The sequence below is a fragment of the Pseudomonas reinekei genome, assembly GCF_001945365.1.
GTDB lineage: Bacteria > Pseudomonadota > Gammaproteobacteria > Pseudomonadales > Pseudomonadaceae > Aquipseudomonas > Aquipseudomonas reinekei.
This window is the reverse complement of the sequence record NZ_MSTQ01000011.1, coordinates 27,386-49,468: the sequence shown is the minus strand read 5'-3', so window position 1 is coordinate 49,468 and position 22,083 is coordinate 27,386. Positions and strand designations below refer to the sequence as shown.

At 59.7% G+C, this 22,083-nt stretch carries 17 protein-coding genes; 5 read left to right on the top strand and 12 right to left on the bottom strand.

Annotated features, from left to right (window positions below; translation table 11 throughout):
- Positions 1 to 124: 124 nt before the first annotated feature.
- The 3 genes from BVK86_RS18425 to nadE all read left to right on the top strand — a co-directional run bounded on the left by BVK86_RS18425 (position 125) and on the right by nadE (position 3,201).
- Positions 125 to 1,036 (top strand): LysR family transcriptional regulator, encoded by a 912-nt coding sequence (locus tag BVK86_RS18425; RefSeq protein WP_075947761.1) that lies wholly within the window; start codon positions 125 to 127, stop codon positions 1,034 to 1,036.
- Positions 1,037 to 1,145: 109 nt separating this feature from the next.
- The gene (gene pncB, locus BVK86_RS18420) at positions 1,146 to 2,369 is read left to right on the top strand and encodes a nicotinate phosphoribosyltransferase (protein WP_075947760.1); all 1,224 of its coding nucleotides are present in this window, start codon (positions 1,146 to 1,148) and stop codon (positions 2,367 to 2,369) included.
- A 4-nt stretch (positions 2,370 to 2,373) separates the two neighbouring features.
- Entirely contained in the window at positions 2,374 to 3,201 is an 828-nt protein-coding gene (nadE, locus tag BVK86_RS18415; RefSeq protein ID WP_075947759.1) for an ammonia-dependent NAD(+) synthetase, read from the top strand.
- Positions 3,202 to 3,330: 129 nt separating this feature from the next.
- Here nadE and azu read toward each other — a convergent pair whose 3' ends face one another.
- Positions 3,331 to 3,777 (bottom strand): azurin, encoded by a 447-nt coding sequence (azu, locus tag BVK86_RS18410; RefSeq protein WP_075947758.1) that lies wholly within the window; start codon positions 3,775 to 3,777, stop codon positions 3,331 to 3,333.
- A gap of 344 nt (positions 3,778 to 4,121) precedes the next feature.
- On the opposite strand from azu, the gene BVK86_RS18405 reads away from it, so the two are divergent.
- Together BVK86_RS18405 and BVK86_RS18400 are read left to right on the top strand one after the other, a co-directional pair.
- On the top strand, positions 4,122 to 4,709 hold the full coding sequence (locus BVK86_RS18405; RefSeq protein ID WP_075947757.1) for an LOG family protein: 588 nt from the start codon (positions 4,122 to 4,124) through the stop codon (positions 4,707 to 4,709).
- Positions 4,710 to 4,777: 68 nt separating this feature from the next.
- A complete protein-coding gene (locus tag BVK86_RS18400; RefSeq protein ID WP_034149642.1) occupies positions 4,778 to 4,957 on the top strand; it encodes a hypothetical protein in 180 nt (59 codons plus the stop codon).
- A 222-nt stretch (positions 4,958 to 5,179) separates the two neighbouring features.
- Here the strand turns inward: BVK86_RS18400 and BVK86_RS18395 are convergent, their stop codons facing one another.
- The 11 genes from BVK86_RS18395 to rnr all read right to left on the bottom strand — a co-directional run bounded on the left by BVK86_RS18395 (position 5,180) and on the right by rnr (position 21,912).
- Positions 5,180 to 6,070, bottom strand: coding sequence for a transglutaminase family protein (locus tag BVK86_RS18395; protein WP_075947756.1), 891 nt, complete (start codon positions 6,068 to 6,070; stop codon positions 5,180 to 5,182).
- Positions 6,070 to 8,556: a circularly permuted type 2 ATP-grasp protein gene (locus tag BVK86_RS18390; protein ID WP_075947755.1), complete on the bottom strand. Its 2,487-nt coding sequence runs from the start codon at positions 8,554 to 8,556 to the stop codon at positions 6,070 to 6,072. The genes BVK86_RS18395 and BVK86_RS18390 overlap by 1 nt, the downstream gene beginning before the upstream one ends.
- A gap of 88 nt (positions 8,557 to 8,644) precedes the next feature.
- Positions 8,645 to 11,920, bottom strand: coding sequence for a transglutaminase family protein (locus BVK86_RS18385; protein ID WP_075947754.1), 3,276 nt, complete (start codon positions 11,918 to 11,920; stop codon positions 8,645 to 8,647).
- A gap of 241 nt (positions 11,921 to 12,161) precedes the next feature.
- Positions 12,162 to 14,465: a YgiQ family radical SAM protein gene (locus tag BVK86_RS18380; RefSeq protein ID WP_075947753.1), complete on the bottom strand. Its 2,304-nt coding sequence runs from the start codon at positions 14,463 to 14,465 to the stop codon at positions 12,162 to 12,164.
- Positions 14,466 to 14,607: 142 nt separating this feature from the next.
- The gene (gene dnaB, locus BVK86_RS18375) at positions 14,608 to 16,005 is read right to left on the bottom strand and encodes a replicative DNA helicase (RefSeq protein WP_008058980.1); all 1,398 of its coding nucleotides are present in this window, start codon (positions 16,003 to 16,005) and stop codon (positions 14,608 to 14,610) included.
- Positions 16,006 to 16,138: 133 nt separating this feature from the next.
- Positions 16,139 to 16,585 (bottom strand): 50S ribosomal protein L9, encoded by a 447-nt coding sequence (rplI, locus tag BVK86_RS18370; RefSeq protein WP_034149636.1) that lies wholly within the window; start codon positions 16,583 to 16,585, stop codon positions 16,139 to 16,141.
- A gap of 19 nt (positions 16,586 to 16,604) precedes the next feature.
- The gene (locus BVK86_RS18365) at positions 16,605 to 17,498 is read right to left on the bottom strand and encodes a YybS family protein (protein WP_075947752.1); all 894 of its coding nucleotides are present in this window, start codon (positions 17,496 to 17,498) and stop codon (positions 16,605 to 16,607) included.
- A gap of 36 nt (positions 17,499 to 17,534) precedes the next feature.
- On the bottom strand, positions 17,535 to 17,765 hold the full coding sequence (gene rpsR, locus BVK86_RS18360) for a 30S ribosomal protein S18 (RefSeq protein WP_002551829.1): 231 nt from the start codon (positions 17,763 to 17,765) through the stop codon (positions 17,535 to 17,537).
- 28 nt (positions 17,766 to 17,793) lie between these two features.
- Positions 17,794 to 18,216 carry a 30S ribosomal protein S6 gene (rpsF, locus tag BVK86_RS18355; protein WP_003217491.1) on the bottom strand — a complete coding sequence of 141 codons (423 nt, stop codon included), beginning with the start codon at positions 18,214 to 18,216 and terminating at the stop codon, positions 17,794 to 17,796.
- Between the two features lie 304 nt (positions 18,217 to 18,520).
- Positions 18,521 to 19,288 carry a 23S rRNA (guanosine(2251)-2'-O)-methyltransferase RlmB gene (rlmB, locus tag BVK86_RS18350; RefSeq protein ID WP_075947751.1) on the bottom strand — a complete coding sequence of 256 codons (768 nt, stop codon included), beginning with the start codon at positions 19,286 to 19,288 and terminating at the stop codon, positions 18,521 to 18,523.
- Complete coding sequence (gene rnr, locus BVK86_RS18345; RefSeq protein WP_075947750.1) at positions 19,285 to 21,912, bottom strand: ribonuclease R; 2,628 nt, start codon at positions 21,910 to 21,912, stop codon at positions 19,285 to 19,287. The genes rlmB and rnr overlap by 4 nt, the downstream gene beginning before the upstream one ends.
- Positions 21,913 to 22,083 lie beyond the last annotated feature (171 nt).

The following is a 22,083-nucleotide window of genomic DNA, read 5'->3' as shown; positions in this document are numbered from 1 at the left end:
GATCAGACCTGTAGTTTTAGCTCCCCGGAGGTTACTCAACAAACGACCATTAAGAGAGATATCATTCCGTTTATTCATGCTGTGCATTGCTGGCAATAAAGAGACAAGAACAAAAGGACCGCCCATGCTGAACAAACGCTATTTGCCATCGATCGCTGCCTTGCAGTGTTTCGAAGCCGTGACCCGGCATTTGAGCTTCACTCGGGCCGCCGAAGAACTGAACCTGACCCAGAGCGCCGTCAGCAAGCAGGTGGCGCAACTGGAAGAACTGTTACAGCACCTGCTGTTCCGCCGGGTGCGTCGACGCCTGCAAATGACCCCGGCGGGCGATTTGTACCTGGTGGAGGTTCGGAAAATTCTCACACAGGTCGAGATGTCGACCCATTACCTGCGTTCCTACGGCGGCGAGACAGAAGTGCTGCGCGTCTCGACACCGTCTACTTTCGGCGCGCGCTGGCTGGTCCCACGTCTGAAAGGCTGGCGCCTGCGTCATCCCTCGATCCATCTGGACCTGTGCAACGAACAGGAAGCCGATGATCTGCTGCAAGGTCGCAGCGACCTGGCGTTCTATTTCGGCCAGGGTTCGCGCCCCGGCACCGAATGCCTGAAGCTGTTCAGTGAAGAGCTGGTTCCGGTGTGCGCCCCCGGCAGCCTGCCCGACACGCCATTCACCGACCCGACGCAACTCACCGACCTGGTCCTGCTGCAAAACGCGTCCCGGCCTCAGGCGTGGCATGACTGGTTCGACAGTCAGGGCTATCACACCGAACACAGCTACCACGGCCCGCGTTTTGAAACCTTTTATATGTGCATCCGTGCGGCGCAGGTCGGCTGCGGCGTAGCGTTGTTACCCCGTTTTCTGGTGGAAGAGGAACTGGCGGACGGCAAGCTGGTCATTCCGTGGCAGCATGCAATGCCCAGCACCGATGCCTATTACCTGGCGTACCCGGAGCATTCGGCGGAAGTGCCCAAGGTGCGCGATTTCGTGAAGTGGATGCTGGAGCAGGTTGATAGCCCGGCCACTCCACACGCTTAGGCCCAGACAAAAATCCTTGGCCACAAGAGATCCGGTGTCCAAAAAATTGCTGGCAATACCCACCACCGATATGCGCCACTAGCCTTATTCCCTGTGGAGAACCCCCGTTATGAGCGAGAGTGTGTTTGCCGATCGCATCGTGCAGAACCTGCTCGACACCGACTTCTACAAACTGACGATGATGCAGGCGGTGCTGCACAACTACCCGAACGTGGAAGTGGAATGGGAGTTTCGTTGCCGTAACAGTGAGGATTTACGTCCGTACCTGGCGGAGATTCGTTACCAGATCGAGCGCTTGTCGGAAATGAGCCTGAGCGCCGATCAGTTGGGCTTTCTCGAGCGCATCAGCTTCCTGAAGCCGGACTTCCTGCGCTTTCTCGGGCTGTTTCGGTTTAACCTGCGCTACGTCCACACCGGCATCGAGAATGGCGAACTGTTCATCCGCCTGCGTGGCCCGTGGTTGCACGTGATTTTGTTCGAAGTCCCTTTGCTGGCAATCGTCAGCGAAGTGCGCAACCGCTTTCGCTACCGTGAAATCGTCCTCGAACAGGCCCGCGAGCAGCTCTATCGCAAATTCGACTGGCTGACCGCCAACGCCGGCAGCGACGAGCTGTCAGAGCTGCAGGTCGCCGATTTCGGTACGCGTCGACGCTTCTCGTATCGTGTGCAGGAAGAAGTGGTCAATGTGCTCAAGCACGACTTCCCCGGTCGTTTCGTCGGCACCAGCAACGTGCACCTGTCCCGCGAACTGGACATGAAGCCTCTAGGCACCATGGCCCACGAATGGATCATGGCGCACCAGCAACTCGGGCCACGGTTGATCGACAGCCAGATTGCCGCCCTTGATTGCTGGGTCCGCGAGTACCGGGGCCTGCTGGGGATCGCGCTGACCGACTGCATCACCATGGATGCTTTCCTCGGTGATTTCGACCTGTTCTTCGCCAAGCTCTTCGACGGCTTGCGCCACGACTCGGGTGATCCGGTGGTTTGGGCGGAAAAAGCCATCGCCCACTATCACACGCTTGGCATCGACCCGATGAGCAAGACGCTGACCTTCTCCGACAGCCTGACACTGCCCAAGGCCCTGGAGATATTCCGGGCACTGCGCGGCCGGATCAATGTCAGCTTCGGCATCGGCACCCATCTGACGTGTGACATTCCCGGTGTCGAACCGATGAGCATCGTGCTTAAAATGACCGCCTGCAACGGCCAGCCGGTGGCAAAGATCTCCGACGAGCCAGGCAAGACTCACTGTAAAGACCCGAATTTCGTCGCCTATTTGCGACACGTTTTCCAGGTTCCTGCCTCATCCAGTCTATCTAGCAAGGAGTGAATTCATGCAAGCCGTACAGCGTGAGATTGCTGAGCAGCTCAAGGTTCAACCGCCGTTCGCCGATGACGCCGCCCTCGAGGCAGAAGTCGCCCGGCGCATTACCTTCATTCAGGATTGCCTGATCAATTCCGGGCTCAAGACGCTGGTATTGGGCATCAGTGGCGGCGTCGATTCGCTGACCGCCGGCCTGCTGGCCCAGCGCGCCATGCGCGAACTGCGCCAGCGCACCGGTGACGGCGGCTACAAGTTCATTGCCGTGCGACTGCCGTACGAAACCCAATTCGATGAACACGATGCCCAGGCCTCGGTGGACTTCATCAAGCCGGACGAGCGCCACACCGTGAACATCGGTCCGGCGGTCAAATCCCTGGCCAATGAAGTGGCGGCGTTCGAAGGCAAGCACGCGGTGTCGGTGGACTTCGTGCTCGGCAACACCAAGGCCCGCATGCGCATGGTCGCCCAGTACACCATCGCCGGTGCGGCCCACGGCCTGGTGATCGGCACCGACCACGCAGCGGAAGCGGTCATGGGCTTCTTCACCAAGTTCGGTGATGGTGCTTGCGACCTCGCACCGTTGAGCGGGCTGGTGAAAAACCAGGTCCGGGCGATTGCCCGCAGTTTCGGCGCCCCGGAGTCACTGGTGGAAAAGGTCCCGACCGCCGACCTTGAAGACCTGTCACCCGGCAAGCCGGACGAGGCCTCCCACGGCGTCACCTATGCCGAGATCGATGCGTTCCTGCACGGTCAGCCGGTGCGCGAAGAAGCGTTCAATATCATCGTCAACACGTACAACAAGACCCATCACAAGCGTGTGATGCCGTTTGCGCCTTGAGGCGTGACTGAATGAAAAAGCCCGCTGAAGCGTTGAGCTTCAGCGGGTTTTTCTTTGGCCGGAGCATGCGTCGATTTACCGGCGTCATCGCGGGCTTGCCAGCGATGAACGATGACGCAGTATTTCGGCTTACTTCAGCGTAACCGTGCCTTTCATCATCGAAATGTGCCCCGGGAACGAGCAGAAGAAACCGTATTTCTCGTTGGCGTCCAGCTTCGACACATCGAAGGTCACCGAGTCGGTTTCCTTGGCACCGATCACTTTGGTGTGCGCGATCACACGGGTATCACCTTCTTTCAGGTATTGCTTGTCGATGCCGGCGCTCAGGCCATCGGTGGCGATCGGCTGCATGTCGGCTTCTTTACTCAGTACCCAGTTATGGCCCATCACATTCTTCGGCAGGTTGCCGGAATGGGTCAGTTCGACGGTGAAAGTCTTGCAGCTCTTGTCGATCTCAATGGCCTTGGTGTTGAAGGACATTTGGTCAGTGGAGTCAACGGTGACTTTGCACTCGGCAGCCATCAATTGGCTGCTGGCCAGCGTCAACAGGGATACCGCAACAAGTTTGGCAAACATGGTGAATCTCCAAGGCAGGGTTAACGAAAAATGCGAATGGACAGAAGACTGCCTGAAAACTTCGCAAGTTCATATGACTTGAATCAAAAATTGTATACAACTTTCAGGCTATGACATCGATGGAAACAATCTACCGGCCAAGCGTCTGGACCGGCCCTATGATCAGACCGTCCTCAATCAACGGAGCGTCTGTCATGTCCATCAATAGCCTGTTGTGCAGCTTGCTCGCCGCCTATGCCTGTGGCGCCAGCGGCACTTATGAAACGCCCAAGCGGGAAGTTTAGCTCTTGGAGCGCCGAGCACCTGCCTTTACTCTGTGGCCCTGATCGACCATGGAGCAAGGCATGTCTTTAACATCCGTATGTGTTTTTTGTGGCGCCAGCACCGGCACCCATCCGGCTTATCGTGAAGCGGCTGTGGCCTTGGGCCAAGCCCTGGCCGAGCGCAAGCTGACCCTGGTCTATGGCGGCGGTGCCGTGGGCTTGATGGGCATTGTGGCCGATGCCGCGCTGGCAGCCGGCGGTGATGTGGTGGGCATCATCCCGCAAAACCTCATGGATAAAGAAATCGGCCATAAAGGCCTGACCCGCCTGGAAGTGGTCGACGGTATGCATGCGCGCAAGGCGCGGATGGCCGAACTCAGCGACGCCTTCATTGCCCTCCCCGGCGGCCTCGGCACCCTGGAAGAGCTGTTCGAAGTCTGGACCTGGGGCCAGCTCGGCTACCACGGCAAACCGCTCGGTTTGCTGGAAGTGAACGGTTTCTACAGCAAACTCACCGGTTTTCTTGATCACATCGTCGGCGAAGGCTTCGTTCGCGCGCCGCACCGTGACATGCTGCAGGTGAGCGAATCGCCGCAAACGCTGCTCGACGCGCTAGATAGCTGGCAGCCGAGCGTATTGCCCAAGTGGGTCGAGCAAAAACCCGACTAACGACTTGGCACCGATACAGGGCAGAATACGCGCCGCTCAACCTCACCTTCGACCCCAGAGGATCGCCCATGGCTAAACCCAATTATTCCTTCGCCAAACGTCAGCGTGACTTGGCAAAGGAGCAGAAGAAAGAGGAAAAACTTCAGCGCAAGAAAGCTACAGCTGAAGAAGCAGCACTGAACCCTGATGGTGAAGTGGCAGCAGAAGATGATGTTGATGCACCGAAAGATCAGGCGCCCGACGCCTGAAACCCTCCGGGCCGGATGATCTGATCAGGCCCACCGGATCTGTGTCCAGGGTTGGCAGCGTTGCTGCTGACCCTCACAGGCCAAGCTGAAAAAACTCAAATCTCGAATGAAAATACAGTTCTCTGTGGGAGCAAGCCTGCTCGCGAAGACGGTGGGACAGTCAACATTTCCATGACTGACCGTCCGCTATCGCGAACAGCTCGCGCCTCCAGTCGATCTTCATTACTCCAAGGGCATCACGGTGACGCTGACTTCCGGATCATGATGGCCGCCGCCCAGAATTACCCCGCGTAACGGCGACACATCGGAAAAATCCCGCCCCCAGGCCAGCGTGATGTGCTCAAGCGCCGGCTGCACATTGTTGGTTGGATCGAAATCAACCCAACCCAGCACCGGGCAATACACCGACACCCACGCATGGGACGCATCGGCGCCGATCAGCCGTGGCTGGCCCGGTGGTGGCTGGGTCAGCAGATAGCCGCTGACGTATCGAGCAGCCAGCCCCCGGGAACGCATGCAAGCGAGCATCAAATGAGCGAAGTCCTGACAGACCCCACGCCGACGCTCCAGCACCTCCACCAACGGCGTCGCCACCTGGGTCGCTTCGGCATCGAAGGTGAACTCGCTGAAGATTTTCTCCATCAGGGCCTGAACCCCAAGCAACAGCGGCCGCCCTTGCGGGAAGCAACTCGCGGAAAATTCGACGAAGTTGCGCTTCAAATGCACATAGGGTGATTCGAAGCGGTAACGGCAGGCCTCAAGCAGTTCAGGCGACAGCGGCTGGCTGCTGTAGGTCAGCGCACTGCGGGTGTCTTCCCACGCGGGGCAACGATTGAAATCCAGTACCGGCCGGGGCAGTACTTCGATCGTGAGGCTGGCGTTGACCAGCAGTTCATCATGGGGACGCTCAAACGCCAGCCGGGTCAACGGATTGCCGAACACGTCCAGCTCATCACGACGCGAGGTGGGGTCAGGGCTGATCTGCAACTGCTGATCGGTGCAACGCTGCCAGGCACAAGGACGCGGCCACAGGTGCGCCAGCTGCTGAGCCAGGGACACCGGGCTGTCGTAGTGATAGTGGGTGTCGTGGAAAATCTGGTAATGGGCGCTCATCAGACAGACACCGTGCGCTGGCTGACATCATCGACATGCGCGAAATGGCGCAAGGCCAGGCGATCCGAGACCTGCCCGCTGGCGTCGGCGATCGCTTGCAGCAGATCAGCCAACCCATCGAGGGCCGCGCGTACGCTGCTTTCGCCGAACAGCGGATTCTCCAGGCAGCCCAGATCAAAACGCGCCAGTCGTTCGACCAGCAACGGCAGCCCTGCCTCGCGCGGCGCGCCAAAATCGTCGTTCAGACGTTTGAGGGTGCGGGTCACCAGCTTCAACTGGAACAGCACCGCGTGCGGGTTCTGTTCGTCGAGCAACAACAGGTCGAGCACCGGGATCAATTGCGCCACCGCCAGATATCGCGAGCGGTAGGTGATGCTACTGTTGCCGAGCTCCAGCAGCCACTCCAATCCCGCCTGGTCGAACGCCCCGGCGCCACGCAGAAAGGCCGCCAGGCTGCCACTGAGAAATTGCAGACGTTCGATACGCCGGCCGATCATCAGGAAACGCCAGCCTTCGTCCCGGGTCATGTCGTCGAGGGCAAAACCGGACAGTGCCGCCAGGGACATCACCAGACGGTTGAGAAAATCGAGCAACTCGCCGAAATCCGGCTCATCGGTTTCCAGCTCGATGGCCTCGCGCTGCAATTCCACCAACGCTTGCCAGTTCTCCCGTGAAAGTTTGCCCCGCACCTGCGACGCCGCCCATTGCAAGCGTTGCAGGTTGGAGCGCAGGCTGAACGGCCAGTCATCACCAAGGATCGCCGCCAGCAAGCGCTCTGGCAGCTCGCCTTCGTCGGGCAACAGCATCAACCGTTCGCCCAGCTCGACCGCCGCTTGCAGCGCCTGCGGGTCATCGCCGTCAACGTAACGCGCCAGCATGATCCGCAGCAACCGGGCGCTGTCGTCGCAGCGCTCACAGTAACGCCCGAACCAGAACAGGTTCTCCACTACTCGCGACGGCAGATACGGGTCGCGCCGCACCAGATCGTGCACGCCGATGTTGCGCTGGGCTTTCCATTGTTCGCCGCTGGGCGGACGGTCACCCAGCACCCAGGTATCCTTGCTGGCGCCGCCGCGCTGCATCGACACGACTTCGGCATCGGCTTCGGCGGCCACGCGGGTCAATCCGCCGGGAAGCACCCGATAGCCTTCGCGGCTGACCACCGCATACACCCGCATGCCGATGGCCCGAGGTTGCAGCACGCCGTCCTCGGCTTGCCAGATCGGCGCCTGGGACAATTGCGCCAACTCTTGCGCGACATAGGCATAAGGCCGTGCCTGCATGCGCTCGGCGAGTTCATGACGCTGTTTTTCACTCAAGTCCCGGCCAAAAACCGGGGCAAAACTCTGCGACGGAAACGCCGGCTTGATGAGCAGTTCCGGCAATTTTTCCAGGGCCTGGGCCAACACTGGCGCTTCGCCGCACCACCAGGTCGCAATGGACGGCAGGATCAGTTCTTCGCCAAACAGGAATTGATTGATCTTCGGCAGGAAGCCCAGCAGCCCCGGCGACTCCAGCACACCGCTGCCAAGGGCATTGGCCACCAGCACTCGCCCCTGCCGCACGGCGTCCAACAGGCCCGGCACGCCAAGGGCCGAATCGGTACGCAGCTCCAGCGGGTCGCAGAAATCGTCGTCGAGCCGGCGCATGACCGCATGAACCCGGCGCAGGCCGCTGAGGGTTTTCAGGTAGACCGTGGCATCGCGCACCGTCAGGTCGCCACCCTCCACCAACGGATAACCGAGCTGACGCGCCAGGTACAGATGCTCGAAATAGCTTTCGTTGAAACGCCCCGGTGTCAACAACACCACCAGCGGCGCGTCGTCATCGCTCGGCGCCTGGCGCGCCAGGGTTTCCTGCAGCGTGCGGAAGAAGCCGGCCAGATGCTGCACTTTCAGATCGCGGTACAACTCGGGAAAGGCCCGCGACACGATGGTGCGGTTTTCCAGTGCATAACCGGCACCCGATGGCGCTTGAGTGCGGTCAGCCGTGACCCACCAACGCCCATCGGGGGTACGCGCCAGATCCACGGCATACAGATGCAGAAAAGCGCCGTCAGGCGGGTTGATACCCTGACAGGGCCAAAGGAAGTTGTTGTGGCCAAACACCAGTTCGGCCGGCAACAGGCCTTCGGCGATCAGGCGTTGCGGGCCATAGAGGTCAGCCAGCACCGCATTGAGCAACCGCGCACGTTGGGCAATGCCGGCAGACAACTGTTCCCACTCGTCAGCGGCAATGACGTGGGGCAGCAGATCCAGCTCCCACGGCCGATCGGCGCCCTTGGGGTCGGCGTAGACGTTGTAGGTGACACCGTTTTCCTGAATCTGCCGGGTCAACAAGGCCTGACGCTGCACCAGTTGCGCCGGCGAACTGCGCTGCAATTGGTCGAACAATCGACGCCAATGCGGGCGCACGGCCCCGCTGTCGTCGAGCAGTTCGTGATAGGTGCCCGCCGTGAGCGGGTAGCGGTCTAGCAGGTCAGGCATGGAAAGCTCGGCAGACAGCAATGAACGGTCAGACTAACGCAGGCTCATGACGCCCGGATAGACGAAAAATCCGAGCGTCGCGTACGGTTTAGAAACGTCGTAAATCGAGAGTCATCGGCAGCTCGTCGTTAATTTCCAGAATCGGGATAGGAAGTTTCCCAGGCGTGTGTCCGATCCGGAAGAAACGCGCCATACGACGGCTCTCGGCTTCATTGGCGTTCACCGGCAAGGTCTCGTAGTTGCGGCCCCCGGGATGCGCCACGTGATACTGGCAGCCGCCCAGTGAACGCCCCATCCACGTGTCGAGCAGGTCGAACACCAGCGGTGCGTGGACCGGGATGGTCGGTTGCAGGCAGTTGGTCGGTTGCCACGCACGAAAACGCACGCCTGCAACGAACTCTCCTACACGCCCGGTCGGCTGCAACGGCACCGGAATGCCATTGCAGGTCAGCAGATAACGCTGTGGCGGCAAACCGCTGAGCTTGACCTGCAAGCGCTCCAGAGACGAATCCACATACCGCACCGTGCCACCGACCGCGCCCTCTTCACCCAATACGTGCCAAGGCTCGAGTGCCTGACGCAGCTCCAGCGCAATGCCGCTGACGGCGTAATCGCCGACCTTGGGAAAACGAAACTCCAGATGCGCCGCAAACCATTCGGCCCGCACCGGGTAACCGGCAGCGTTGAGATCGACGATGACGTCGGCAAAATCCTGTTCGATAAAGTGCGGCAACAGGAACCGGTCGTGCAGCTCCGTGCCCCAGCGCGCCAGTTTTGGCGGCGCGTACGGCTCACGCCAGAACCGTGCGACCAGCGCCCGCAGCAACAGCTGCTGAGCCAGGCTCATGCGCGCATGCGGCGGCATTTCAAAGGCGCGCAGTTCAAGTAAACCAAGGCGTCCCGTCGCGCCGTCCGGCGAGTAGAGCTTGTCGATACAGAATTCGGCGCGGTGGGTGTTGCCAGTGACATCGATCAGCAGGTTTCTCAGCAACCGGTCGACCAGCCACGGCGCACACGCTTCGCCCGGAGCAGGCATCTGTGCAAAGGCAATTTCCAGTTCATACAAGGCATCGTTTCGCGCTTCGTCGACGCGCGGCGCCTGGGACGTCGGGCCGATGAACAGCCCGGAAAACAGGTAGGACAGCGAAGGATGGTTATGCCAGTAACTGATCAGGCTGCGCAGCAAATCCGGACGCCGCAGAAACGGTGAGTCAGCCGGTGTCGCGCCACCCAGTACGAAATGGTTACCGCCGCCGGTTCCAGTGTGTCGACCATCGATCAGGAATTTCTCGGTGGTCAGTCGGGTCTGGCGCGCTTCTTCATAGAGAAACTCGGTGCGTTCGACCAATTCGTCCCAGGTTGCGGACGGCTGAACGTTGACCTCGATCACGCCCGGATCAGGCGTGATACGGAAGTTGCTCAACCGTGGATCGCTTGGCGGTTCATACCCTTCCAGCAGCACCGGACAACGCAACTCTTCTGCCGTGGCTTCAATCGCAGCCACCAGCTCCAGATAATCCTCGACCCGCTCCAGTGGCGGCATGAACAGATACAACCGGCCTTCACGCGCCTCGGCGCAAAACGCTGTGCGGGTCAGCCAGTCGGCGGACTCATCAATTTTCGGGACTCGATCCTCAATCAGCGCCGCCGTACCCTGACGTTGCGATTGGGCGGTGTCGGGGAGCGGTGGAAACTCCTGATTCGGATCTTGTGGATGAATAAACGGATATTCCGCCGCTTTCACCCAGGGCTGCGAACCCAGCGGCAAGCGATAGCCCAGTGGCGAATCCCCCGGCACCAGACGGCAATGTTCATCGCGCAAATACCAGCGACCGCTCTGCCACTGATCGCCCTTGGCGGTGCGTGCCAGCGGCAGGACCTGGCCAATAATTTTGTCCAGCCCCTGGCTGAAGACCTTGCGCAGACGTGCACGCTCCAGAGGCTCCTCAAGGCGCGAATCTTCAGCGCTGACGTTCAGCGGCAACGAGCCTTCGCGCCAGAGGTAATAGAAGTTGTCCTCGTAGGCTGGAAACACAAAGCGCGTGGGAATCTTCAGCCGCTCGGCGACACTCGCCAGGAAACGCCCGGCCAATTCGCCGGTCGCGCCATAGTCCTGCTGCTCGTCGGCAATCAGTGCGCTGTTGTTCCAGATCGGCACCCCGTCACGGCGCCAGTAGGCATTGAGCGACCAACGCGGCAACTGCTCGCCGGGGTACCACTTGCCCTGGCCGAAATGCACCAGGCCTTGCGGCGCGTAGCGCTTCCTCATGCGCTGGAACAGCTCGGCGGACAGACGTCGTTTATCCGGCCCCAGTGCCGCTGTATTCCACTCGGCACCATCCGGGTCATCGATGGACACGAAGGTCGGCTCACCGCCCATGGTCAAGCGCACATCGCCTTCCAGCAGGTCAGCATCGATTTGCCGACCCAACGCCTGAATCGCCAGCCATTGATCATCGGTGTAGGGCTTGGTGACGCGGGGCGCCTCCCAAATCCGCTCAACCGACATCTCGTGGCTGAATTCGCACTCGCATGGTTCCACCAACCCCGTAATCGGTGCCGCAGAGGACGGATCGGGACTACAGGCCAACGGAATATGCCCTTCGCCGGCGAACAGCCCTGAGGTGGCGTCCAGGCCGATCCAGCCGGCACCGGGCAAGTACACCTCGCACCAGGCGTGCAAGTCGGTGAAATCGACGTCGGTGCCAGAAGGACCGTCAAGGCTTTTCACGTCAGCGGTCAACTGGATCAGGTAACCGGAAACAAAACGAGCTGCCAGCCCGAGGTGACGCAGCAGTTGCACCAGCAACCACGCGGAATCGCGACACGAACCGGAACGTTGTTCGAGGGTGAACTCAGGTGTTTGCACGCCCGGTTCCATGCGGATCAGATAATCGATGTCTTCACTCAGGCGCTGATTGAGCGCAACGAGGAAATCCACGGCGGGCAGTGGCGTGCGGTCGATGGCATCCAGGTAAGCCTGGAACCTGGGCGTCAGGGGCAACGTTTCCAGGTAAGGGGCCAACTCCTTGCGCTCATCGGCGGCGTAAGTGAACGGGATTTTTTCGGCGTAGGGTTCGAGAAAAAAGTCGAAGGGATTGAAGACGGCCATTTCGGCCAGCAAATCGACTTCGATCCGCAGCTCATCGGTTTTTTCCGGGAACACCAACCGCGCCAGGTAATTACCCTGCGGGTCTTGTTGCCAGTTGATGAAATGCTGCTCGGGCGAGATTTTCAGCGCATAAGACAGAATCCGCGTGCGGCTGTGGGCGGCCGGGCGCAGACGAACGATCTGCGGACCGAGCTCAACGGCGCGGTCATAGCGGTAATGCGTGACGTGGTGCAATGCGACATGAATCGACACGGCGTGCCTCCTGCGAGCCCTAAGCGTATTGGAAAGCGCGCAAGACTTATGCCATCCAGCAGCGCTGGCGCTTTCCCCGATTGCTTGAGGCAGTACAGCACCAAAATCGGGCGAAGCGGGAAAATGGTTTGAATCGATTGCACGTAAATGTGGCGCCACCCTCGCCACAAATGGAATTCGCCGCCCCTGAAATGCAGAACGCCAACCCGAAGGTTGGCGTTCTGTTCAGCTCAAGCGCAGCTTAGCGCGGTACGACCGGCTTGCGCGTGGGCTTTGGCCCCTTGCCTTTGGCCGCGTCCTTGCGCTCCTTGGCCGCCTGCTGGTTGCGGGCAAACGCCGCAGCCTTGGCCTGCTCACGCTTGTCCCACGGGTTACCGCCATCGCTGGCGCGTGGTGGCAGGCCGGTGTGCTGGGTCAGGATCTTGGTAGTCTTTTCCCCTGCAACCTTGTGGCTGCCAGCCGGCGTCGAGTTCTTGCGACGAGCACTCTGGTAGCTGTCGGTGGACGGCTGGTGCAGCGGGATCAACTGGTTCTTGCCCGGCCCGATCAGATCGGCGCGGCCCATGCGGGTCAGCGCTTCACGCAGCATCGGCCAGCCTTTCGGGTCGTGATAACGCAAGAACGCCTTGTGCAGACGACGCTGCTCTTCGCTCTTGACGATGGTCACCGCATCAGACTTGTACGTGACTTTGCGCAGCGGGTTTTTGCCGGAGTGGTACATCGCGGTGGCGGTGGCCATCGGCGACGGGTAGAACGCCTGCACCTGGTCGGCACGGAAACCGTTGCCCTTGAGCCACAGAGCCAGGTTCATCATGTCTTCATCGGTGGTGCCCGGGTGGGCGGCGATGAAGTAAGGAATCAGGTACTGCTCCTTGCCCGCTTCCTTGGAATACTTCTCGAACATGCGCTTGAACTTGTCATAGCTGCCGATGCCCGGTTTCATCATCTGGTTGAGCGGACCTTCCTCGGTATGTTCCGGGGCGATCTTCAGGTAACCACCCACGTGGTGGGTCACCAGTTCTTTGACATATTCCGGCGACTCGACCGCGAGGTCGTAGCGCAGGCCGGAAGCGATAAGGATCTTCTTCACACCCGGCAAGGCGCGAGCGCTGCGATACAGCTGGATCAACGACGAGTGGTCGGTGTTCAGGTTGGGGCAGATGCCAGGGAATACGCACGACGGCTTGCGGCACGCGGATTCGATTTCCGGGCTCTTGCACGCAATGCGGTACATATTCGCGGTCGGGCCGCCGAGGTCGGAGATCACACCGGTAAAACCCGGGACCTTGTCGCGAATTTCTTCGATTTCGCGAATGATCGACTCTTCGGAACGGTTCTGGATGATCCGGCCTTCGTGCTCGGTAATCGAGCAGAAGGTGCAGCCACCGAAGCAGCCACGCATGATGTTCACCGAGAAACGGATCATGTCGTAGGCCGGGATTTTCTCCTTGCCATACGCCGGGTGCGGAATGCGCGCGTAAGGCATGCCGAACACGTAGTCCATTTCTTCGGTGGTCATCGGAATCGGCGGCGGGTTGAACCAGACATCGACTTCGCCATGCTTCTGGACCAAGGCGCGAGCGTTGCCCGGGTTGGTTTCCAGGTGAAGCACGCGGTTGGCGTGTGCGTAGAGCACCGCGTCGTTACGGACCTTTTCCACCGACGGCAGACGAATCACGGTCTTGTCGCGGGTCATCTTGGGACTTGCCAGGATCTGCACGACCTTGGCTTCCTGCGGATCCTCAACCGGCCCCTTTTCCTGCTCGATGGCGCAGGCCTGGGTGTCCTGGGTGTTCACGTACGGGTTGATGATCTTGTCGATCTTGCCCGGACGGTCGATGCGCGTGGAATCGACTTCGTACCAGTCTTTCGGCGTGTCACGACGTATGAACGCAGTGCCGCGCACGTCAGTGATGTCTTCGATCTTGTGACCGTAGGACAGACGCTGGGCAACTTCGACGATCGCACGCTCGGCGTTGCCGTAGAGCAGGATGTCAGCGCAGGCGTCAATCAGGATCGAGTTGCGAACCCGGTCCTGCCAGTAATCGTAGTGAGCGATGCGGCGCAGGGAGGCTTCGATGCCACCGAGAACGATTGGCACGTTTTTGTACGCTTCCTTGCAGCGCTGGCTGTAGACCAGGCTTGCGCGGTCCGGACGCTTACCCGCCAGGCCACCCGGGGTGTAGGCGTCGTCGGAACGGATTTTCTTGTCGGCGGTGTAGCGGTTGATCATCGAGTCCATGTTGCCGGCCGCGACACCGAAGAACAGGTTCGGCTCGCCGAGCTTCATGAAGTCATCTTTGGACTGCCAGTTCGGCTGGGCAATGATCCCGACGCGGAAGCCCTGAGACTCCAGCAGCCGGCCGATGATTGCCATGCCAAACGACGGGTGGTCGACGTAGGCATCACCGGTGACGATGATGATGTCGCAGGAATCCCAGCCAAGCTGATCCATCTCCTCCCTGCTCATTGGCAGGAATGGCGCTGGCCCGAAACATTCGGCCCAGTACTTTGGATAGTCAAATAACGGCTTGGCTGCTTGCATGTCGATAACCGGTGTTGGCTTTCATTGAATTTCGCGGGCGCGGAATATAGCACAAATTTTGACCAATTCCGACGGCCATGGTCGGAAATTGCGGTAGCCCTATCGCTGGCAAGCCAGCGATAGGGCCCATCAGGACGCTAAATTATTCGTCGTCGTCGAAGTTATAGCTACCCGGCGCCAGGTTTTCGAATCGCGTGTACTTACCGATAAAGGCCAGACGGATAAAGCCGATCGGGCCGTTCCGCTGCTTGCCGATGATGATTTCGGCAATGCCTTTGTGCTCGGTTTCCGGGTGATACACCTCGTCGCGGTACACGAACATGATCACGTCGGCGTCCTGCTCGATCGCTCCGGATTCCCGCAAGTCAGAGTTCACCGGGCGCTTATTGGGACGTTGTTCCAGGGAACGGTTGAGCTGGGACAACGCCACCACCGGGCAGTTGAATTCCTTGGCAAGGGCTTTCAGGGATCGGGAGATCTCGGAAATCTCGTTGGTCCGGTTGTCACCGCTGGAACCCGGGATCTGCATCAACTGCAGGTAGTCGATCATGATCAGGCCGACTTCGCCGTGCTCACGCACCAGACGACGGGTTCGGGCGCGCATTTCCGACGGACTGATGCCGGCGGTATCGTCGATGAACAGCTTGCGGTCGTTGAGCAGGTTGACCGCCGAGGTCAGGCGCGGCCAGTCGTCGTCTTCAAGCTGACCGGAACGGACCTTGGTCTGATCGATACGACCGAGGGACGACAGCATACGCATGATCAGCGATTCGCCTGGCATCTCCAGCGAGTAAACCAGAACAGCCTTCTCGCTGCGCAACACGGCGTTTTCCACCAGGTTCATCGCAAAGGTGGTTTTACCCATGGACGGACGGCCGGCGACGATGATCAGGTCAGCCGGCTGCAAGCCGCTGGTCTTCTCGTCGAGGTCGGTATAGCCCGTGGACAGGCCGGTAATGGCATTGTCGGTGTTGAACAGTGTGTCGATACGGTCGATGGCTTTGGTCAGCAGATCATTCACACCCACCGGGCCACCGGTTTTTGGCCGGGCCTCGGCGATCTGGAAAATCTGGCGCTCAGCCTCGTCAAGAATCTCGGCGGCTGTACGGCCTTCCGGATTGAACGCACTGTCGGCGATTTCGGTGCTGATACCGATCAACTGGCGCAATGTCGCCCGCTCGCGAACGATTTGCGCATAAGCCTTGATGTTGGCGACCGATGGCGTGTTTTTCGCCAGCTCCCCGAGGTAGCCGAGGCCGCCGACTTGCGACGTCTGACCTTCCTTATCCAGTTGCTCGGACAGGGTCACGACGTCGATCGGCATGTTCTGATCGGCCAGTTTGGCGATCGCACGGAAAATCAGACGGTGGTCATGTCGATAGAAATCGCCGTCGGAGACTTGATCGAGCACGCGCTCCCAGGCGTTGTTGTCCAGCATCAGACCACCGAGAACAGCCTGTTCGGCTTCGATGGAATGCGGCGGCACCTTCAGCGCGGCGGTTTGCAGATCGTATTGCTCAGGAGCGGAAATTTCGTTCATGGCCACTTGGTTGTTCAGAAAAACAGGGATTGAAAAACAGGAGTTACCAGAAAGACAAAGGGCACGACCTGTAAACAGGATCGTGCCCGATGTTACCGGCAAGCACCCGAGGGTGCCAGCCGACAAGTGCTGCTTAAGCTGCTACCACGACAACGCGTACGGTGGCTTCAACTTCGGCGTGCAGGTGCACGGCTACGTCGAATTCGCCTACGTTGCGGATGGTGCCGTTCGGCAGACGAACTTCGCTCTTCTGCACTTCAACGCCGGAGGCGGTCAGTGCGTCAGCGATGTCGTGAGTACCGATCGAACCGAACAGCTTGCCTTCGTCGCCAGCGGTGGCAGTGATGGTCACTTCCAGCTCTGCCAGTTGGGCAGCGCGGCTTTCAGCCGACGATTTACGATCTGCTGCTGCTTTTTCCAGCTCGGCACGACGCTCTTCGAACGCAGCCAGGTTGGCTGGGGTCGCAGCGGTAGCTTTGCCGTAAGGCAGCAGGTAGTTACGACCGTAACCAGCCTTAACGTTCACTTTGTCACCCAGGTTGCCCAGGTTGGTGACTTTTTCCAGAAGGATCAGTTGCATGTGAAAATCCTCTTAACTTTTAACCTTCACCGTTCGCGCTATCGGCATCTTTCGGTGCCGAACGACCGCGAAAATCAATCAGGCTGTCGACGATGGCCAAGACCACCAGCAACGGATAGATCAGCTGCATGAACAGCAACAGCGTGACGTACATCCCCACCAGCCAGAATCTGGCCAGTCGCTTTTGCGCCACCAGCCCGTGAATCAGGGCCAGCCCGGCGAACACCAGCGGTACGCTGCACAACGGCGTCAACATGGCCATCTGTGAACCGAGGTTCGGTCCCAGAAGCATGCACGCCAGCAGCAACATCGCCGGCAACAGCGGGAAGCGGATGGCGCGAAACTCGCGACCAAAACCACCCGGGTTGTACAACAACGCCTGCCAGTAGCGCCCGACAAGCAGGCTCAACAAGCTGACGATTTGCAACAAAGCCGCAATCAGGCCGGTCAGGACCGGTGCAATCAGGGACGCGAAACGCGTTTGTTCGTCTACCGATAACTTCTGGTAAACGTCACCGAGTAGCGACGGCATGACTTTTATCAAAGCCTGCGCCAGCATCTCGATCTGGGGACCAAAAGCCGTCCCCAACACCACTGAAAACACCACTCCCATCGCTATGCTGACCAGCAGCACGCGGTTCCAGGACTCGCTTGCGCGCAAAACCAACGCAAGGCTCGCCGATCCCAGCAGCACCAGAAGTGCCCGTGGGTCGTCGGAGTAAAGCCACCAGAGCAATGCCGGCAGCAGTCCCAGAGCAAGAACGCCCAGGGCGTCCTTCAATCCGCGCCGCAGGAGCACAAGGCATCCAGCGGCAGCACCCAACCAATACAACAACGGCAATGCCGCACATCCAGCCACTACCAGAGTGGCCTGCACGCGGCCCCGCATGATGAACTCAGCCAAGGCACGCATACATTCAATCCTTTGCTACGAGTCGACTGCCCGGTCTCAGCGGCCGTGGCTGTCGGTGTAGGCCAGCAGGGCCAGGAAGCGGGCGCGCTTGATAGCGGTGGCCAGCTGACGCTGATAACGAGCTTTGGTACCGGTGATGCGGCTTGGAACGATTTTGCCGGTCTCGGATACGTAGGCTTTCAGAGTGTTGAGATCTTTGTAATCGATCTCTTTCACGTCTTCAGCGGTGAAGCGGCAGAATTTACGACGACGGAAGAAACGTGCCATTTGATAGGCTCCTTAAAAGGTCCGTGGATTACTCGTCAGCGTTATCGCTGTTGTCGCTGTCATCACTGTCAGCGCTTTCAGCGCCTTCGTGCTCAGGACGGTCGCGACGCTCACGGCGCTCACTGCGGTTTTCTTCAGCCTTGAGCATCTCGGATTGGCCGGTAACGGCTTCTTCGCGACGGATGACCAGGTTACGGATCACTGCATCGTTGTAGCGGAAGTTGTCTTCCAGCTCGGCCAGGGCCTTGCCAGTGCACTCAACGTTCAGCATCACGTAGTGAGCCTTGTGAACATTGTTGATTGCGTAGGCCAGTTGACGACGGCCCCAATCTTCCAGACGGTGGATTTTGCCGCCGTCTTCTTCGATCAGCTTGGTGTAACGCTCAACCATGCCGCCGACTTGCTCGCTTTGATCCGGGTGGACCAAAAAGATGATTTCGTAATGACGCATGAATGCTCCTTACGGGTTGTAGCCTGCCGCTCAAAAGCGGTCAGACAAGGAGTGAATGACACTTATGGACTTGAGGACGCTAGACACGTGGGTGCCTGCCATCACAGCAAGGGGCGCAATTGTAGAGAAGGGGCGAGACAGGCGCAAGGTAATTGGTGATTATTTGAACAGTCACCATTCAAGCCACACCACAAAGCACTGTGGGAGCGAGCCTGCTCGCAATGGCGACTTAATATTCAACATTGATGCCGAATATTACACCGCTATCGCGAGCAGGCTCGCTCCCACAGGGACAACAACCGGATCAGGCTTTTTTGGCGGCAGCCTTGGCTTTGGCGCCACGCTGGCGCTGTGCTTCGAACAGGCAAACACCAGTGGCCACCGAAACATTGAGACTGCTGACGCTACCAGCCATCGGCAGGTTCACCAGATAGTCGCAATGTTCGCGAGTCAAGCGACGCATGCCCTTGCCTTCAGCACCCATGATCAGAATGGTCGGGCCGGTCAGGTCCTGGTCATAAAGGCTGACCTCGGCCTCCCCCGCCGTACCGACAACCCACAACCCGCGCTGCTGGAGTTTTTCCAGGGTGCGCGCGAGGTTGGTCACAGCCACCAGCGGAATCACTTCCGCAGCACCACAAGCGACTTTTCGTACAACCGGAGTCAAGGTTGCCGACTTGTCCTTTGGCACAATTACCGCCAGCGCTCCGGCCGCATCGGCAGAGCGCAGGCAGGCGCCAAGGTTGTGCGGGTCGGTCACGCCGTCGAGCACCAGCAACAGCGGCGCGCCTTCGGTGCGATCGAGCAGCTCGTCAAGCATCGCCTCGCCCCAGACCTGGCTCGGACTCACCTCTGCCACCACACCCTGGTGCACGCCTTCAACCCAGGCGTCCATCTCGCGGCGTTCGGCCTGACCCACCTGGACACGATTTTCGTTGGCCAGCTCGATCAACGTCTGCACGCGCGGATCACCGCGACCTTCAGCCAACCAGATCTGCTTGACGCGTTTCGGGTGGTGACGCAGCAACGCTTCTACAGCATGTACGCCGTAGATCTTTTCCAACTGACTCATGGCTTGGCCTTAGGTTTACGCGCCCCGCCGCTTTTGGCTGGGGCCGAGCCCGCTTTTGGCGGGCCTTTACGATGTTTACTCGGTTTGGCTGGCTTGCCGCCGACGGCCTTTTCAGGCGTCGACCGTCCGGTCTTTCCCCCAGACGCCGCTTTACCGCCGCTTTTCGCACCGGCCAGCAACGCCTGTTTCATTTCACGACTTTTGCGCACTTCGGCGTTTTTCGCCGCGGCATCGCTCGGACGATAGGCCTCGACAGCCTTTTCCTTCGCTGGACGACGACCGGTTTTAGCCGGCGCCGGTTCTGCGGCTGTTTTTGCAGCAGGCGCAGCGCTTTCGGTGCCGCGCTTTTTGCGACCGATCGGCGCACTGATGGTTTTTTCAGCCATCTCGAAGTCGATCTTGCGTTCGTCGAGGTCGACGCGCATGACCCGCACTTCAACGGTGTCGCCCAAGCGGAAGCTGCGCCCCGTACGCTCACCCGCCAGGCGGTGATGCACAGGATCGAAGTGGTAGTAATCACCCGGCAGCGCGGTGACGTGCACCAGGCCTTCGACGTAGATATCGGTCAGTTCGACGAACAGACCAAACCCGGTCACTGCGGTGATCACACCCGGGAACGATTCGCCCACGCGATCCTTCATGAACTCGCACTTGAGCCAGTTCACCACATCGCGGGTCGCTTCGTCGGCACGGCGCTCGCTCATCGAGCACTGCTCGCCGAGTTGCTCCAGGGCCGCTTCGTCGTACGGGTAGATGCGCGCCTTCGGAATGGTCATCGCACCGGCACGGCGAACGTGCGGGGTGTCCTGTTTCGAATGGATGACGCTGCGAATCGCCCGGTGCGTGAGCAAGTCCGGGTAGCGGCGGATCGGCGAGGTGAAGTGGGTGTAAGCTTCATAATTGAGGCCGAAGTGGCCCTGGTTATCAGCGCTGTACACCGCCTGGCTCAACGAACGCAGCATGACGGTCTGGATCAGGTGGAAATCCGGACGATCCTTGATACCGGCCAGCAGCGCCTGGTAATCCTTCGGCGACGGGCCGTCCTTGCCTTTGTGCAGGGACAGGCCCAGCTCGCCAAGGAACGCGCGCAGTTTTTCCAGACGCTCCGGTGGCGGACCATCGTGCACACGGTACAGCGCAGGAATTTCATGTTTTTTCAGGAACTCGGCAGTGGCCACGTTGGCCGCCAGCATGCATTCCTCGATCAGCTTGTGGGCATCGTTGCGTACGGTCGGACGGATTTCGGCGATCTTGCGCTCGGAGCCGAAGATGATCCGGGTTTCCTGGGTTTCAAAATCGATCGCGCCACGTACATGACGGGCCGCCAGCAACACCTTGTACAACGAATACAACTGCTTGAGGTGCGGAACGACGTCGGTGTACTCGCCACGCAGCTTGCGCGCCTCGGTGGCTTTCGGCGTTTCCAGCATGGCGCTGACTTTGTTGTAGGTCAGGCGCGCATGGGAGTGGATCACCGCTTCATAGAAGCAGTAGTCGGTCATTTCGCCGGATTTGGAGATGGTCATCTCGCAAACCATGGCCAGACGATCGACTTGCGGGTTCAGCGAGCAAAGGCCGTTGGACAACTGCTCAGGCAGCATCGGGATCACGCGCTCGGGGAAGTACACCGAGTTGCCGCGAACCTGGGCCTCGGCATCCAGTGCCGAACCGAGTTTCACGTAGCTGGAGACGTCGGCAATCGCCACGTACAGTTTCCAGCCACCGGAGAACAGACGCAGCTTGCCTGGACGGGCCTCACAGTAGACCGCGTCATCGAAGTCGCGGGCATCTTCGCCGTCGATGGTGACGAACGGCAGATGACGCAGGTCGATGCGCTTCTCTTTGTCTTTCTCTTCGACTTCCGGCTTGAGCTTGCCGGCTTCCTTGAGCACGGCATCAGGCCAGACGTGGGGAATGTCGTAGGTGCGCAGGGCAACATCGATTTCCATGCCCGGCGCCATGTAGTTACCCACAACCTCGACCACGTCGCCTTGCGGCTGGAAGCGTGGTGTTGGCCAGTGGGTAATCTTCACTTCAACGAACTGACCGATCTGCGCATTGGCGTTGCGGCCCGGCGTCACCAGCACTTCCTGCTGGATCTTCGGGTTGTCGGCAACGACAAAACCGATGCCGCCCTCTTCGAAGTAGCGACCGACGATGGTTTCGTGAGCGCGGGACACCACTTCGACGATCATGCCTTCGCGGCGACCACGACGGTCCAGGCCGGAAACACGGGCCAGGGCACGGTCACCGTCGAACACCAGACGCATTTGCGCCGGGCTCATGAACAGGTCGTCACTGCCGTCGTCCGGCACCAGGAAGCCGAAACCATCACGGTGACCGCTGATGCGGCCGAGGATCAGGTCGAGCTTGTCCACCGGCGCATACGTGCCGCGACGGGTGTAAATGAGTTGAGCATCGCGCTCCATGGCGCGCAGACGGCGGCGCAGGGCTTCGATCTGGTCTTCTGTAGTCAGACCAAACTCTTCAACCAGCTGCTCGCGGTTAGCAGGCGAACCCCGATCAGCAAGATGCTGAAGGATCAGTTCGCGGCTAGGAATGGGGTTTTCATATTTTTCCGCTTCACGAGCGGCCTCGGGATCGAGGGACTGCCAATCGGCCATTAGAGAGTTTTCACCTTGTCTATATACGGGTTAGTTTGGCATAGGCGTAATGAAACGGGAAATTTCAAGCTCAGACGACCCTTCTTGAGCCCTGTATCGAGACTGAAAAGCTGTTTTGAAGACCGCTGGCGAAATTTTCCAGGTTTTTTTGAGCCCGGGGGTTTACAGTTA